A 15,342-nucleotide genomic window follows, 5' to 3' on the forward strand; every position below is an offset into this window, starting at 1 on the left:
GCCTAGGTGGGCGCCATAGCCGCCCCGGACGGCCGAGGCCCAGGCCCCGGCCCAGGCCCAGGCGGGCGCCTTAGCTGCCCCGCACGCAAAAGACCCCCGTCCGGCGAGGACGGGGGTCTTTTGTTTGTCTAGGGGAATGCGGCTTTACAGCTTGCCGAATTCTTCCTTGACGGGCTTGTAGGTGTTGTCATCCTGGAACTCGTAGATGCCGATGTAGGCTTCCGTCGGGTCGCCGGCGTCGGAGAACGTTACGGGGCCGGACTGGCCGTCGTAGTCGATGTCCTTGCCGTTGCGGAGCAGGGTGACGCAGGAGGCGAAGTTGTTGCACTTCTCGCCGCCTTCGGAGACTGCCTTGAGCTGCTTGGCAATGTCCACGCCCTTGGTGCTCTTGGCCGCTTCTGCAGCCAGTGCGATCAGGTTCACGGCGTCGTAGGACTCTCCTGCGTAGCTGTAATCCTTGAGCGCGGGATCGATCGCGAGGAGCTTCTTCTTGAAGTCATCCTTGGCGAAGGTGCCCGGGATGGTGCCCTGGGCGCCCTTCAGGGTGCCCGCCTTGAAGTCCTTGCTGTAGTCGGACATGTTGCCGTCCACCATGAAGATCTGGGTGGGCTTGACGCCCTTGCCTGTCATCAGCGGCACGATGCTCTTGGCCTGGTCGAAGGTGATCAGGGCAATCGCGTCCGGTTTGGCGGCCAGGACCTTGTCCACCTGGCTGCTGAACTGGGAGTCGCCTTCGTTGAAGAGCTCCTGTGCCACGACCTTGCCGCCGGCGGCTTCAACTGCCGCCTGCACGTTCTTGGCCAGCCCGGTGCCGTAAGCGTCGTTCAGCACGATCATCCCGACGGTCTGGGCGCCGCAGGTGGTCATGTAGTTTCCGAGGACCTTGCCCTGCAGCACATCGGAGGGGGCGGTGCGCCAGTAGAGGCCCTTGTCGTCCCAGGCGGTGAAGTCCGGCGAGGTGTTGGCCGGCGAGAACTGGATAACGCCGGCGCCGGTGATCTGGTTGATCACGGTCTTGGAGACGCCCGAGGACGCGGCGCCGATGATGGCGCTGACGCCCTGGCCCAGGAGCGCGGACGTGGACTGCGTGGCGATGTCAGTCTTCGTATCACCGGAGTCGCGGTGGATCACCTCGACGGGCTTGCCCAGGACGCCGCCGGCGTCGTTGATTTCCTTGATGCCAAGGTTGACGCCCGCGATTTCGGGCGGGCCGAGGAAGGCCAGGGAGCCGGTGGTCGGCAGCAGTGAGCCGAGCTTGAGCGGGGTCTCGGTGGTGGTCGAGGAAGCAGGCACCGAACCTGCCGCGCTGGCCGAACTGGTGGCACCACCGGTTGCACTGGGAGCGGGGCAAGAGATCCCGCCGGCCTGTGCTGATGCCGAACCCGAACCGGATGACGACGGCGTGGACGAACCGCCACAAGCCGTAGCCAGAAGGGCGACGCCGAGGCTAAGCGCTGTGAGCTTAGCGATGCGCGGCGCCACCTGGGGGAGTGAAGTCATAGAAAATCTCCTCGATCGAAAGGTGCGAACGGCCTTTGACGCGAAAGATCAGGTGTTCCTGATTTAGATTCAAGCTAGTGCAATTTCCCCGCGAAAATAAGTGACTACGGTCACATCCTTATAACACTCGTTGCCTAGGGGGAATCAGGGCGCCGGATAGCGGCCGCAGGCTGCCTCAGGACGGCTCCGAGGCAGCCGCCGCTTGCCGCCACTGCCGGGGGCTCCGCGCGCTTCCCCCGGGCCCCGCAGGGCCGGACAGGACGCCTCTACAAATAACGAAAAACGCCCCCGCACCGGTCATTACGACTCACGGGGCGGGGGCGTCTTTTCGTGTTCCCCTGCCGTTGGGGGGATATGGAGGAACCGCCTAAACATATGTGGCAATAATGCGCAAGTCAAAAGCGTCCGGCGGAACGGCCTCCCGGCCGTGTGCCCCAGGTGGGACTCGAACCCACAACACGCGGATTTTAAGTCCGCTGCCTCTGCCAATTGGGCTACTGGGGCGCCCGGTCAATGGTATCCCGGCGCGGGGCTGCTAAGAGGCCGCCGGCGGGCCGTTGAAAGGCTCGGCGTAACGGAACGCTCCGTTGACGCCCCCGGGCCAGAGGGCCAGCGGCAGCAGCTGGAAGTGGTCGCCCCAGGCCGGGTCCGGGGGCTGCACGCCGAGGGAGGTGGAGGGAACAAAGCCGAACCGTGCGTAGTATCCCGGGCTGCCCAGCAAGGCGATGCCCCGCTCCCCCGCTGAGTTCGCCCGGTCGATGGTTTCCTTCATCAGCGCCGAGCCGATTCCGTGGCGCTGCAGCCGCGGGGCCACCCCGATCGGGCCGAGACCCAGCAGTTCCAGCTCCCCCGCCCGGCCCCGTGTGCTGATCACATGGCCCACAATCTCACCGTCGAGCTCCGCCACGATACTGAAGTCGGGCAGGTACTCCCGGCATTCGAAGAGCCGCCGCAGCAGGTCCACTTCCTCCGGTTCCCCTTCGACCGGCAGACCCGTGACGGGCGAAACGGAGAACGCTGCCGCCGTGAGGGCCAGGATGGACTGCCGGTCCTCCGGCTCCTCGGTGCGGAGCCGGAGGGTGGGCACGGGCTGCTGGCCGCCGCCGTTCGCGGTGCGGCTGGCCGCGGAGAGCTCGTGCAGAACCTCCAGCGCGCGTTCGGCGTCGGCCACGGGAACCAGCAGGTGGTCGTGGTGGAAGCCGGCGAGGACGTTGCAGCTGATTTTCGCTTCCGTCAGGGCCGCGCTGACGGCCGCGGTCAGCCCCAGGGCCTCGAGCGAGGAATGTACCTGCAGGGTGATCCAGGCGGCCACGAAGTCGTACCTCAGGCCCTGGGCATCGGCGTCCTCGCGCGGCAGGACTACCGTCAGGCCCTCGGCTTCGCGCACGGCGGCCGCAATGTGGCCGGCCAGCGGTTTGCCGTGCGGCCACAGCGCGTAGACGTACTCGCCCTCGCGGATTACCGGCTTCATGGTCGCGAGCAGGGTGAGCAGATCCTTTTCGGCGGGAGTCATGGGCCCAGTCTAGGCAGGTCGGCCCATCCCCCGGCCAATCCGCCGTGCCCTCCGGCCGGCCGCGGGCATCCGTACCAACGACGACGGCGGCCGTTCCCGTCAAGGGGAACGGCCGCCGTCGTGGTGCTGCTGCGGACTACTTGGAGTTGGCCGGTGCAGCTTCCTTGGCAGGAGCCTCGGCCGGCTTCTCGGCGGCCGGAGCCGCCGGTGCGGCGGCCGGCTTCGGAGCCGGCTTCGCCGCGGCTTCGAAGGCGCCGCGCGGGTTGTCCAGGTCCATCAACTGGGTGGTGTCGCGGCCCAGGAAGAGCTGCCAGAACCAGCCGGAGATCACGCGGATCTTGCGCTCGACGGTCGGCATGGCCAGGCCGTGGTAGCCGCGGTGCGCCAGCCAGGCCAGCGGGCCCTTGAGGCCGATCCGGCCGATGAGGTTGATGTTGGCAACACCCTTCCATTCGCCGAAGCCGGCGACGGCGCCCAGGTTCTTGTGCTTGTAGTCCTTGAGCTCCTTTTCCCAGCGGGAGGCCCACAGGTTCTTGGCGAGGCGCTTGGCCTGGCGCAGGGCGTGCTGGGCATTCGGAACGCAGGTGCCGTCGGGCAGTCCGCTGCCGGTGAGGTCCGGCACGGCGGCGATGTCGCCGGCGGCCCAGGCGTTCTCGACGATGCCTTCGTCGCCGGAGACGCGCAGGTCGGCGAGGACGCGGACGCGGCCGCGGGGCTCCAGCGGGAAGTCGGTGGAGCGGACCATCGGGTTGGCCTGCACGCCGGCGGTCCAAACGAGGGTGTCCGATTCGAATTCCTGCGCGGGGGTCTTGTCCGGCAGGTTGATGAGCTTCAGGGAGCCCTCGGCGTTGTCGAGGGAGGTGTTCAGGAGCACCTCGATGCCGCGGCTGCGCAGGTGCTCGACGACCCATTCGGCCTGCTTGGCCGTGACCTCGGGCATGATCCGGCCCATGGCCTCGACCAGGACGAAGCGGACTTCTTCCTGCTTGACGCGGGGGTTGTTCTTGACCGCGGCGCGGGCCAGGTCTTCCATTTCCGTGATGCATTCGATGCCGGCGAAGCCGCCGCCGACGACGACGAAGGTCAGGGCGCGGGCACGCTCGACCGGGTCGGTCATCAGGGAGCCGGCTTCAATGCGCTCCAGGACACCGTTGCGCAGGGCGACGGCCTCCTCGATGGTCTTCAGGCCGATGCCCTTCTCCGCGAGGCCCTTGATCGGGAACGTGCGGGTGATCGCACCGGCGGCCAGCACAACGTCGAAGTACGGGATCTCGAAGTTTTCGCCGCCGTCGGTCGGCGCCACCACGGCCGTACGGTTGGCGTGGTCGATCGAGGTGACGCGGCCCTGGATCAGTTCGGTCTGCTTGAGGTGCTGGCGGTGCGAGACGACGGCGTGGCGTGCCTCGATGTTGCCGCCGGCGACCTCGGGGAGGAAGGGCTGGTAGGTCATGTAGGGCAGCGGATCGACGACGGTGACGATGCCACCGGCGTTTGCGATCTTCTTCTGCAGTTTGAGGGCTACGTACAGGCCGACGTACCCGCCGCCGACGACGAGTACCCTGGGACGGTCCTGGAGCTGAGGGGTGGATGCCATGGGTCAAGAATACCGTAGTTTGTGAAAAACTTCACTAACTCCCGGGGCTGCCGGAGTCCACGGCATCCAGCGCGCTCGTTTCCGGCCCGGCCGGTTGCTCCGCCGTGCCGCGCACAGCCCGGCGGAGCTGGATGGCGGCCGCGGCGATAATGCAGACAAAGAGCCCGCCGAAGCCGAGCACCACCATCGCCGGGACGGCGCTGTCGGCAGGCGAGGGCGCCTGCGCAGCCGGAACGGTCGCCTCGGGCAGCGTCGGAGCCGCGCTGGAGGGGCTGGGCTGCGCAGCGGGCGCGGAACTCACAGGATTGCCCCTCCGATGGACGCGAATCCAGTCGGAAATTGAGCCGAGGGGGTTGACCGCGCTCTCCGGGACATCGGCCTTCAGGGCCGCCTCCGCGTTGAGCACCCCGAAGCCATAAAGCGGGTCCTTGCCGGGCAGCCCGGCGTCTTTCGCCGTACTGACGATCCGGTTGATGACCTGGCTCGCCGACATGTCCGGCCATTTGGACCGGATCAGGGCCGCAACGCCGGCCACAACCGGGGTGGCGCCGGAGGTTCCGGCCCACTCGGCGTAGCCTCCGCCGGGCAGGCCGCCCACCAGGTTCTCGGCCGGGGCGGCGACGCCGATGCTGATGCCCTGGGAGGAGGAGTCGATGCTGGCGACGCCCTTGCGGTCCAGGCCGGCCACCGTCAGCACCCCGGGGATGGTGGCCGGGGCCCCCACCTGGATGTTGCCGCCGACACGGTTGCCGGCGGCGGCGACGATCACCACGTCCTTCTGCTCGGCGTACAGGAACGCCGCATCCCAGCTTTGCGGCCACTCCGGTGAGGTGCTGCCGAGCGAGATGTTGATGACGCGGGCTCCGTTGTCCACGGCCCAGCGGACCGCGGCGGGAATCTGGTCCTGGTCGCTCTTGCCGCCCGGGTTGGCCGATCCCAGCCAGGTGGACACGGAAAGGATCTGCGCCTCGGGGGCCACCCCCACGATCCCGTCGGGGCCGACGCCGGTGCCCGGCGATGGGCTGGGGCTGGCGGTGGAGGACGCCGGCTGGTGTCCCCGGCCGGCCAGCATAGTGGCAACGAGCGTGCCGTGTTCTGGCTTGGCGCCGATGCTCTTCTGGCCGTCGGCCGCCCCCGCGCCGGAGACGTCCGCTCCCCCGGCCAGCACACCTTTGAGGTCCGGGTGCTTGCCGTCGACGCCGCTGTCAATCACGGCGACCTTGACGTTGGCGCCCTTGGAGACCTCCCAGGCCTTGGTGATGCCGGATTCGGCCAGCCAGTATTCCTTGTCCCGGGTGGCATCCGCGTGGGCGGCCGGGGCACCCGACAGCGCGCCCGCGGTGCTGCCGCCGGCCAGGGCCAGGGCCATCAACGCGGAGGCGTTCCGGCGGTGCCGGGCTGTTGCTCTGGTCATTCGGGTCCAATCGGCGGTCTGTCCGGGCGCAAAAGCTGGCTCATGCTCAGGGCAGGATGCTCAGGGCAATCCCGTCAAGAATATCGTGTTCACTGCTGACGGCGGACGTGATCCGGCCGTGGGTGGCGTCCGCCATCCGTTCCAGCACCCGGCGCCAGACGAGGCCGCCGGCGCCGATGACGTCCACGCGTCCGGGATGCATGTACGGCAGGGCCGCGCGGTCCTCCCGGGCCATTTCCAGCAGCGAGGTGCAGGCCTCGCGGGCCGTGGCCAGGTCCAGTTCCGTGCCGTGAATGGCCGCCGGGGAGTACTCGGCCAGCTTCAGTGCGTGGGCGGTGATGGTGGTGACGGATCCCGCCACGCCGATCACGGCGGTGGCTCGCTCCAGCGGCACCGTCAGCGCCGCGTGGCTGATGGCGGCGTCGACGTCGGCTTCCGCAGCGGCGATCTGGGCGGCGGTGGGCGGGTCGCCCACCAGGTGGCGTTCGGTCATCCGGACGCAGCCGACGTCGACCGATTTGGCGGCGATGACGCCGTCGGCGTCGCCAAGTACGAATTCGGTGCTGCCGCCGCCGAGGTCCACCACGAGGACCGGGTCCTTGCCCCGCGAGGGCAGGACGCTGCTGGCACCGGCGAACGACAGTGCGGCCTCCTCATCGCCGGTGATCACTTCGGGTTCGACGCCGAGCAGCTCGCGGACGCCGTCGATGAAGACCTGCCGGTTGCGGGCGTCCCGGGTGGCGGAGGTGGCCACGAAGCGGACCTTTGTGGCGCCGTGGCGGCGGATCAGACCGGCATAGTCGCGGGCCGCCTCGAGGGTCCGCTCCAGCGCCTCCTGGGCGAATACCCCGGTGGCGTCGACGCCCTGGCCGAGCCGGACCACGCGCATTTCCCGCACGACGTCGGTGAGCCGGGGGGTGGTGCCGCCGGCGTCCGCCGCGTCGGCGATCAGCAGGCGGATGGAGTTGGTGCCGCAGTCGATCGCGGCCACGCGGGTCACTGGCCTGCCCCGGCGTCCGCGTCCGCGTCTGCGTCCGCGTTAACGGCGGTGGTCTCCGTGCGGGCCTTGCGGACCGGGGCGGGACGGCCAACGATGTCCGGACGCCCCTGCGGTCCGTGCCGGCTCAGGTCCTGCGAGGGGGCCTCTCCCCCGGTGTCCCAGGCGCCGTCGCAGTAGCAGCGCTCCCGCGTCCACCATTGGCTGATGCCGGCGATGGCCTCGTCGCCGAGGGGGTTGACGCCGGGTCCGGCCGCGAGCGAGTGCCCCACCAGGACGTGCAGGCACTTGACGCGGGTGGGCATGCCACCGGCGGAGACCCCGTCGATCTCGGGCACGGAGCCGATGCCGGACCGGGCCCCGATCTCCGCCCGGGACTGCAGGTAGGCCTCGTGCGCGGCACGGTAGCCCGCCGCCAGGGCGGGGTCGGCGCCGAGCCGGTCGTTCATTTCGTTCATCAGCCCGGCCGCTTCCAGCCGTGACACGGCGGAGGTGATGACCGGGTGGGTGAGGTAGAACGTGGTGGGGAACGGCGTGCCGTTGCTGAGCCGCGGCGAGGTGGCTGCCACGAGCGGGTTGCCGCACACGCAGCGGGCGGGGATTTCGACGACGTCGCGCACCGGCCGGCCGAGCTGGCGGCTGAGGACGTCCAGGTCGCGGGCCGACGGCCGGCGGGACCCCTCGACGATCTCGGCTGCCGCGGCCGGGGCCGCGTCGGCGGGGTCCCCTGCCCGGGGGGTGTCCACTCGGTTCTCGTCCACTGGCGCGGCACCTTCCTGCCCTGTTGGGATCACCGGCCTGCGGTAATCGGCGGCGGGCGCCGCTCCTAGTCTGTTGCCGAACGCCTGATGGACTCCCAGAGGGAATCCACCCACGGCAGGTTGGCGGGGTCTGTGGCTGTGCCCGGCGCGGTGCCGGCACCGGACGTTCCGGCAGGAAGATCGCTGCCGAAAACCCAGTAGCCGGTTTCGCCGGGCATAACCATGTTAATGCGGTCGCGGGCCTGCTGCTTCACATAGTTCGGGTCCTGCCAGCGGGAGACCTGGCGCTTGAGGTCCGTCTGCTTCGCCTGCTTGGCCGAAATGTCGGCTTCCAGCTCCGCGATTTCGGCGCGCTTTTCGAGGAAGATCTTGACCGACGGCGCCAGCAGGATGGTGATCGCGATCATCACAAGGCCCAGGGCCAGCATGCGGCCGGAGAAGGCCTTGGCCGGGACCGGATCGGAGTCCTCCGCTGCGGCGGAGTCCGCGGACCGGCCTGCCTTCGCTGCGGCCGCACGGGCCGCGGCCGTCCTGGCGGCGCCGGGCGCCGCCCCGGCGGGGGTGCGGTTGCCGCCGTCGGAGGCACTGTTGGGCTGGGATTTGGGTTGGGATGTGGGGTGGGGACCGGCGCCGGGTGCGGTGCCCGGCCGTGTCCCGCCGAAATCGGCCCGGATGACGTCGGCGCCGTCGGTTTCCGCCCGGCCGGCGGGCTGGGACGCCGGGGCCGCAGCGGCGGCCCGGGGAACCTTGGGACGGCGGGTTGCCATGTCACTCCTCCAAACAGGCCACAAGACAGGGCCAAAAACCGGCCAGGAAAGGACCGGCCAAAACAGAACCGGCGGCCATGGTCATTCCACCATAGCCACCGGTTCCGGGATTTAGCGGGTACTAGCCTTTGAAACGCGGGAACGCGCTGCGGCCGGCGTAGCGTGCGGCGTCGTCGAGTTCCTCTTCGATGCGCAGCAGCTGGTTGTACTTGGCAACGCGCTCGGACCGGGCCGGGGCGCCGGTCTTGATCTGGCCGGCGTTGGTGGCCACCGAGATGTCGGCGATGGTGGTGTCCTCGGTTTCGCCGGAGCGGTGCGAGGTGATGGTGGTGTAACCGTTGCGCTGGGCCAGGGAGACGGCGTCCAGGGTCTCGGTCAGCGAACCGATCTGGTTGACCTTGACCAGCAGGGAGTTGGCGGTCTTGGCGTCGATGCCGGTCTGCAGGCGCTCCGGGTTCGTCACGAACAGGTCATCGCCCACGATCTGGACCTTGTCGCCGATCGTGTCCGTGAGGGTCTTCCAGCCCTCCCAGTCATTCTCGTCCAGCGGGTCTTCGATCGAGACCAGCGGGTAGTCGGCCACCAGTTCGGCGTAGTAGGCGCTCATCTCGGCGGAGCTGAGGGTCTTGCCTTCGAACTGGTAGGCGCCGTCCTTGAAGAACTCGGAGGAGGCGACGTCCAGGGCCAGGGCGATGTCCTTGCCCGGGGTGTAGCCGGCGTTCCTGATGGCTTCCTGGATCAGGTCCAGGGCCGCGCGGTTGGAGGGCAGGTTCGGGGCGAAGCCGCCCTCGTCGCCCAGGCCGGTGGCCAGGCCCTTGGACTGCAGCACGGCCTTGAGCGCGTGGTAGACCTCGACGCCCCAGCGCAGGCCCTCGGAGAAGGTCTCGGCGCCGAGCGGGACCACCATGAATTCCTGGATGTCGACGTCGGAGTCGGCGTGCGATCCGCCGTTGAGGATGTTCATCAGCGGCACCGGCAGGACGTGCGCGTTCGGGCCGCCCAGGTACTTGTACAGCGGCAGGTCGGCGGAGGCGGCAGCCGCGTTGGCGACGGCGAGGGAGACGCCGAGGATCGCGTTGGCGCCGAGCTTGCTCTTGTTGGCGGTGCCGTCCAGGTCGATCATCGACTGGTCGATGCTGCGCTGATCGGTCGCGTCGAAGCCGATCAGAGCGGGGGCGATCTGGTCGATGACGGCGTCGACGGCCTTCTGGACGCCCTTGCCGAGGTAACGGCCCTTGTCTCCGTCGCGGAGCTCTACGGCCTCGTGTTCGCCCGTGGAGGCGCCGGAGGGGACTGCTGCGCGGCCGATCTGGCCGTCGGAGAGCAGGACTTCAACTTCTACGGTGGGGTTGCCGCGGGAATCGAGGATCTCGCGGGCGTGGATGGCATCGATAAGCGCCATGAATATGCTCCTTTGGGTGAAGCGATCTGCTGGGAATCTGACTGCTGGGAATCTAGCGGTGGATCAAGCCGAAAACCGACGTCCTCGTCGCCTCTAGCCTAGTCGAGAGTGGGAAAAGTTACGGAAAGCTATCCAGCCTCCGGACGCTGACCCGGAGCGCCCGTGCCGCCCGGGGGTGTGTCCTGGAAACGGCGGTTGGCCGCGCGCAGCGCCCGTTCGGCGTCCAGGCCGTCGCGGCGGGCCGCAGCGACGATACCGAACAGCAGCTCGCCGAGCTCCTGTTCGGTGGCGGGGGCGGGGGTGGCGGGTGCGGGTATGGCGCCGGGCGCCGGCAAGGACCCGGGGGCACCGGGCAGTCCGGCACGTTCTGCACGGTCCAGCAGCTTCTGCGCCCGGGCCAGGGCCGGCAGCGCGGCGGGGACGCCGTCGAAGGCGTGGTCCCGGCCGGGCTTCTCGGCCCGCTTCACGGCGTCCCATTTCAGCACGATCTCCTCGACTGTGGCCGGGAAGGTGTCCTGCAGGGACCCGTCCGGGCGGAAGACGTGCGGATTGCGCCGGATCATCTTCTCGCGCAGGCCGCGGGCGACGTCGTCGAAGGCGAAGGCGCCGCGCTCCTCGGCGAGCCGGGCGTGGAGCACCACTTGGAGCAGGACGTCGCCGAGTTCGGCCTGCAGTTCGGCGTCGCCGCCGCCGGCTTCGATGGTTTCGGCCACCTCGTGGGCCTCCTCGAGGAGGTATTCCACGAGGGATTCGTGGCTCAGTGCGCCCATCCAGGGGCAGTGGACACGCAGCTCGGCGATGGTTTGCAGCAGCCCGCCGAGCTGCGCGTCCGTGATTTCGGGGTCCTTAGCCAAGGTCGGCGTAGGCCTCGTTGATGTACTCGACCAGGGCTTCCTTCTCCTCCAGCGGCAGGAACGCGGCTTCGGCGGCGTTCAGCGTCAGCTCAAGCAGGTCGTCCAGGTCGTAGTCGAAGGTCTCCACGAGCAGTTCGAACTCGTCCGTGAGGCTCACGCCGCTCATCAGCCGATTGTCCGTGTTGATCGTGACGTTGAAGCCGAGCTGGTAGAGCATGTCCACCGGGTGGCTTTCGATGCCCTCGCCGAAGCCGGCGATCGCGCCGGTCTGCAGGTTGGAGGACGGGCAGATTTCCAGTGCGATGCCGCGGTCCCGGACCCAGCTGGCGAGTTCGCCGAGGGTCACGAGACCGATGTTGTCATCGACTTCGTCGCTCTCCGGGTCGGTGGCGGCGTCCGCGGGGTCGGCGCCCTCGAACTCGACCGTGATGTCCTCGGCGATCCGCACGCCGTGGCCCAGGCGCAGTGCCCGGCCGTCGACCAGGGCGGACTGGATGCTCTCCAGGCCCGCTGCCTCGCCGGCGTGGATGGTGGCCGGGAAGTTGTGCTGGGCGAGGTAGGTGAAGGCGTCCTTGAAGCGGGAGGGCAGGAAGCCGTCCTCGGCGCCGGCGATGTCGAAGCCGACGGCGCCCTTGTAGCGGTGGCGCACGGCGAGTTCGGCGATCTCCTGGCCGCGGTCCGCGTGGCGCATGGCGGTGATCAGCTGGCCAACCTGGATTTCCCGGCCGGTCTCGGCGACGGCGTCGACGCCGGCGTCCAGGCCCGCCTGGACGGCCTCCACGACCTCGTCCAGGGACAGGCCCTGCTGCAGGTGCTGCTCCGGCGCCCAGCGCAATTCGCCGTAGACGACGCCGTCGTCCGCGAGGTCCTCGACGAATTCCTTGGCAACGCGGAACAGGCCGTCCTTGGTCTGCATCACGGCGATGGTGTGGTCGAAGGTTTCCAGGTAGCGCACCAGCGAGCCGGAGTCGGCGGATTCGCGGAACCACTCCCCCAGCGCGACCGGGTCGGTGGAGGGCAGCGTGTGGCCGACTTTTTCGGCGAGTTCAATGATGGTGGCCGGACGCAGTCCGCCGTCCAGGTGGTCATGAAGGGAAACCTTGGGGAGGCCCTTCAGGTCGAATTCGAGGTCAGGGGCAGCGTCAGGCATAGTCTCAGTCACGTTCCCACCATAGGGTCGGACAGCGCCGGGCGCTACTTGCGGGAGGCGTCGGTCGCCGCGGCGTCGTCGTGCGCGGTGTCCGGGGACGCGGCGTCATCGTCCGCCGGCTCGTCGTGCCGGCCGAGCCGTTTGTGCCACCAGCGCAGCACGTGGTCGACGGCGATGCCGAGGACAATAGCGAAGACGACGGCGATCGCGGCGCTCAGGAGCGGGTTGTGGTGCAGCCAGGGGAAGGAGCTGGCCAGGATGCCGATCCCGATCGAGTAGATCACCCAGGTGAAGCAGGCAAAGGCATCCAGCACAAAGAACCTGCGGTGCGGGAATCCCGTGGTGCCGGCGACGTAGTTGACGGCGACGCGGCCCCACGGGATGTAGCGGGCGGTGAAGATCAGCACGGCGCCGCGCTTTTCCAGCTCGTAGCGCGCCCAGCCGAAGGCCCGCTGCACCTTGGGCTTGCGCATCCAGCGGAACCGTTCAAGGCCGATCTTGCGGCCCAGCAGGTAGGCCATGTTGTCCCCGGCAATGGCGCCGATCAGCGCCGTCAGCCCGAGGAACCAGAGGTTGGGCTGGCCGCTCTGCCGGGAGTAGGCGGCGAGGGCGACGATCAGCGTCTCGCTGGGAACCACCATGGCGAAGCCGTCGATGAAGAAGAAGAGCAGCAGGAGGGGGTAAATCCACCACTGGCCGGCGGCATGGAGCACGGCCTCATTAATGAACTCCACGCGGGCTGTGCTCCTAGAAACTGAAAGGGTCGGGACGTACCCGGAACGGACTGGGTGGTACTGGCGGGCTTACGGCACCGACGTGACGGGAATCGCACCCCAGTGTCCCACGGCCGGGGCACCTTGCGCTACGCGCCGGTGCCGATGTTTCCCGCCATGGCGCCACCGGTGGCCTAGCCGTCCGCCGGCGGGGCGGGCTGGTCCGTCTCGTCCAGGACCGGTTCCTCCTGCAGGCTGCCGCGCAGCCGGCTGAGGGCGACGTCGATTCCGATGCCCAGCACTATGGCGCAGATGATCGCAATCGTGGCGCCCAGCAGGTGGTTGTCCTCGAACCATTGGCCGAAGAACAGCCCGACGGCCACTGAATAGCTGGACCACAGTGCCGCGGAGAGCACCGTCAGCCCGACGAAATGGGAGTGCGCGTAATGCGTGGCGCCGGCGGTCAGGTTGACGGCCACCCGGCCGATGGGGACAAACCGCGCCACCATGATCAGCGAGGCAGGACGCTTCCGGAGCTCGCGGCCCGCCCAAGTGAAGGCCCGCTGCGCCCGGTGCCCGCGCATCCACTTCCAGCGCGAGGTTCCGGTGGCCCGTCCGATCAGGTAGGCGATGTTGTCCCCGCAGAACGCGCCGGCGGCCGCCGCGACGACCAGCACGAGCGGGTTGGGCACATCGGCGGTCGCTGCGACGGCGGCGAGGCCGACCACCACCGACTCACTGGGAACCGGCGGGAAAAAACCGTCGATCAGACAGCAGGCGAACACCAGGAACAGCACCCACGGTTGGCCCGCTGCTGCCAGGATGAAGTCGTTGATTGCCTGCACAGTTTCCTAACGCACGGCGGTACCCGGTTTCTCCCGGAATTCTGTGGTGCCAGTGTACTGCCCGGCCGCAGCCCGTTGCCCTAGGCGATACGGTCGATAATGAGCTGCTGCGCCGGGCGGGAGCCTTCCGGCGCGATCACCGCGGCGTGCTCGAGCGCTTCCTTCGCCCGGTCGAACTTCTCCGGGGTGTCCGTCAGCAGGGTCATCAGCGGTTCACCGGCGCGGACCGTGGCGCCCGGTTTGGCGTGCATCCGCACCCCGGCCCCGGCCTGGACCTGGTCCTCCTTGCGCGCCCGTCCGGCGCCGAGGCGCCAGGCGGCGACGCCGACGGCCATCGCGTCGAGTTCAACCAGCACACCGTCCGCCTGCGCGTAGATGGTCTCGGATTCCCTGGCGACCGGCAGCGCGGCGCGCGGGTCCCCGCCCTGGGCCTCGATCATCCGGTTCCAGACGTCCATGGCGCGGCCGTCCTTGAGCGCGGCGCGGGGATCGGCGTCGCGCACGCCGGCGCAGGCCAGCATTTCCTCGGCCAGGCGGACGGTGAGTTCGACGACGTCCTCCGGGCCGCCGCCGGCGAGGACCTCCACGGATTCCTCCACCTCGATCGCGTTGCCTGCGGTGAGGCCCAGCGGGGTGTTCATGTTGGTCAGCAGCGCCACCGTGTTGACGCCGGCGTCCTTGCCCAGCGCCACCATGGTCTCGGCCAGTTCGCGGGCCCGCGCCTCGTCCTTCATAAACGCGCCGCTGCCCACCTTGACGTCCAGGACCAGCGATCCGGTGCCTTCGGCGATTTTCTTGCTCATGATCGAGGAGGCGATCAGCGGGATGGCCTCGACCGTGCCGGTCACGTCGCGCAGGGCGTAGAGCTTCTTGTCCGCCGGGGCCAGTCCGGCGCCGGCGGCGCAGATGACCGCGCCCACGTCCTGCAGCTGGGCCATCATCTCCTCGTTGCTGAGGTCCGCGCGCCAGCCCGGGATGGCCTCGAGCTTATCCAGGGTGCCGCCGGTGTGGCCCAGGCCGCGGCCGGAGAGCTGCGGCACCGCGACGCCGAAGACCGCCACGAGCGGCGCCAGCGGCAGAGTGATCTTGTCCCCCACGCCGCCGGTGGAGTGCTTGTCGGACGTAGCTTTCACACCGCCGTCGGGGCGGCGCAGGCTGGAGAAGTCCATTCGCTCGCCGGAGTTGATCATCGCCGCGGTCCAGCGTGAAATCTCGGCGCGGTCCATGCCGTTGAGCAGGATGGCCATGTTCAGGGCGGCCATCTGTTCGTCGGCGATGGCGCCGCGGGTGTAGGCGTCGATCGTCCAATCGATCTGGGCGGGGCTGAGGACGCCCTTGTCCCGCTTGATGCGGATGATGTCGACGGCGTCAAACGCGTTAGCGTTATCGGAAGCAGTGGTGCTGGTGTTCTGGGTCACCGGGTTTCCTCCAGGTGTTGGGGGCCAAATGCGTCGGGGAGCACCTGGTCCATCGTCTTGATGCCCTGTGTGGTCATGAGCTGCATGTCCGGGGCCCGGAATTCGTAGAGCAGTTGCCGGCACCGGCCGCACGGCATGAGCACGTTGCCGTGCGCGTCGACGCAGTAGAAAGCGCGAAGCAGGCCGCCGCCGGTCATGTGCAGGTTGCCGACAAGCGCGCACTCGGCACACAGCGTGAGTCCGTAGCTGGCGTTTTCGACGTTGCAGCCGCTGACGATCCGGCCGTCCGCGGTGAGGGCGGCTGCCCCCACCGCGAACTTCGAATACGGCGCGTAGGCGTTGTGCATCGCCGCGACGGCGGCTGCCTCGAGGGCTGCCCAGTCGACGGCCGGCGCCGTGCCTGCTGCCAGGTTC

The 15,342-nt window shown here is 68.9% G+C and carries 15 protein-coding genes and 1 tRNA gene; 1 reads left to right on the forward strand and 15 read right to left on the reverse strand.

All coding sequences use genetic code 11. From position 1 onward, the window contains the following. Positions 1-144: 144 nt before the first annotated feature. Entirely contained in the window at positions 145-1,293 is a 1,149-nt protein-coding gene (locus E7Y32_RS01090; RefSeq protein ID WP_261382497.1) for an ABC transporter substrate-binding protein, read from the reverse strand. Here E7Y32_RS01090 and E7Y32_RS16365 point away from each other — a divergent pair. Further along, positions 1,274-1,567 (forward strand): hypothetical protein, encoded by a 294-nt coding sequence (locus tag E7Y32_RS16365; RefSeq protein WP_261382498.1) that lies wholly within the window; start codon positions 1,274-1,276, stop codon positions 1,565-1,567. The two genes, E7Y32_RS01090 and E7Y32_RS16365, sit on opposite strands and share 20 nt — an antisense overlap. Positions 1,568-1,930: 363 nt before the next feature. Here the strand turns inward: E7Y32_RS16365 and E7Y32_RS01095 are convergent. The 14 genes from E7Y32_RS01095 to E7Y32_RS01160 all read right to left on the reverse strand — a co-directional run bounded on the left by E7Y32_RS01095 (position 1,931) and on the right by E7Y32_RS01160 (position 15,275). After that, a tRNA-Leu gene (locus E7Y32_RS01095) sits at positions 1,931-2,004 on the reverse strand. A 31-nt stretch (positions 2,005-2,035) separates the two neighbouring features. Then, entirely contained in the window at positions 2,036-3,013 is a 978-nt protein-coding gene (locus tag E7Y32_RS01100; protein WP_146335432.1) for an N-acetyltransferase, read from the reverse strand. Between the two features lie 136 nt (positions 3,014-3,149). Continuing rightward, positions 3,150-4,607, reverse strand: coding sequence for an NAD(P)/FAD-dependent oxidoreductase (locus E7Y32_RS01105; RefSeq protein ID WP_146335433.1), 1,458 nt, complete (start codon positions 4,605-4,607; stop codon positions 3,150-3,152). A gap of 34 nt (positions 4,608-4,641) precedes the next feature. Then, positions 4,642-6,021 (reverse strand): S8 family serine peptidase, encoded by a 1,380-nt coding sequence (locus E7Y32_RS01110; protein ID WP_146335434.1) that lies wholly within the window; start codon positions 6,019-6,021, stop codon positions 4,642-4,644. Positions 6,022-6,067: 46 nt separating this feature from the next. Next, positions 6,068-7,021, reverse strand: a complete 954-nt coding sequence (locus E7Y32_RS01115; protein ID WP_146335435.1) for a Ppx/GppA phosphatase family protein — start codon at positions 7,019-7,021, stop codon at positions 6,068-6,070. Further along, complete coding sequence (locus E7Y32_RS01120; protein WP_146338097.1) at positions 7,018-7,707, reverse strand: DUF501 domain-containing protein; 690 nt, start codon at positions 7,705-7,707, stop codon at positions 7,018-7,020. Before E7Y32_RS01120 ends, E7Y32_RS01115 begins: the two co-directional genes overlap by 4 nt. Before the next feature lie 137 nt (positions 7,708-7,844). Then, positions 7,845-8,546, reverse strand: coding sequence for a septum formation initiator family protein (locus tag E7Y32_RS01125; protein WP_146335436.1), 702 nt, complete (start codon positions 8,544-8,546; stop codon positions 7,845-7,847). Positions 8,547-8,667: 121 nt separating this feature from the next. Next, positions 8,668-9,948 (reverse strand): phosphopyruvate hydratase, encoded by a 1,281-nt coding sequence (eno, locus tag E7Y32_RS01130; protein ID WP_146335437.1) that lies wholly within the window; start codon positions 9,946-9,948, stop codon positions 8,668-8,670. 128 nt (positions 9,949-10,076) lie between these two features. Then, positions 10,077-10,718, reverse strand: a complete 642-nt coding sequence (locus E7Y32_RS01135; RefSeq protein ID WP_146338099.1) for a MazG nucleotide pyrophosphohydrolase domain-containing protein — start codon at positions 10,716-10,718, stop codon at positions 10,077-10,079. A gap of 76 nt (positions 10,719-10,794) precedes the next feature. After that, positions 10,795-11,964 (reverse strand): adenosine deaminase, encoded by a 1,170-nt coding sequence (locus E7Y32_RS01140; RefSeq protein ID WP_146335438.1) that lies wholly within the window; start codon positions 11,962-11,964, stop codon positions 10,795-10,797. Positions 11,965-11,996: 32 nt separating this feature from the next. Further along, on the reverse strand, positions 11,997-12,686 hold the full coding sequence (locus E7Y32_RS01145) for a DedA family protein (RefSeq protein ID WP_146335439.1): 690 nt from the start codon (positions 12,684-12,686) through the stop codon (positions 11,997-11,999). A 173-nt stretch (positions 12,687-12,859) separates the two neighbouring features. Continuing rightward, on the reverse strand, positions 12,860-13,510 hold the full coding sequence (locus E7Y32_RS01150; RefSeq protein WP_146335440.1) for a DedA family protein: 651 nt from the start codon (positions 13,508-13,510) through the stop codon (positions 12,860-12,862). Positions 13,511-13,590: 80 nt separating this feature from the next. Then, positions 13,591-14,928, reverse strand: coding sequence for a thymidine phosphorylase (locus E7Y32_RS01155; protein ID WP_146335441.1), 1,338 nt, complete (start codon positions 14,926-14,928; stop codon positions 13,591-13,593). Continuing rightward, positions 14,925-15,275: a cytidine deaminase gene (locus E7Y32_RS01160; protein ID WP_261382589.1), complete on the reverse strand. Its 351-nt coding sequence runs from the start codon at positions 15,273-15,275 to the stop codon at positions 14,925-14,927. Before E7Y32_RS01160 ends, E7Y32_RS01155 begins: the two co-directional genes overlap by 4 nt. Positions 15,276-15,342 lie beyond the last annotated feature (67 nt).

The organism is Arthrobacter sp. UKPF54-2 (genome assembly GCF_007858535.1).
Classification (GTDB): Bacteria; Actinomycetota; Actinomycetes; order Actinomycetales; family Micrococcaceae; genus Arthrobacter.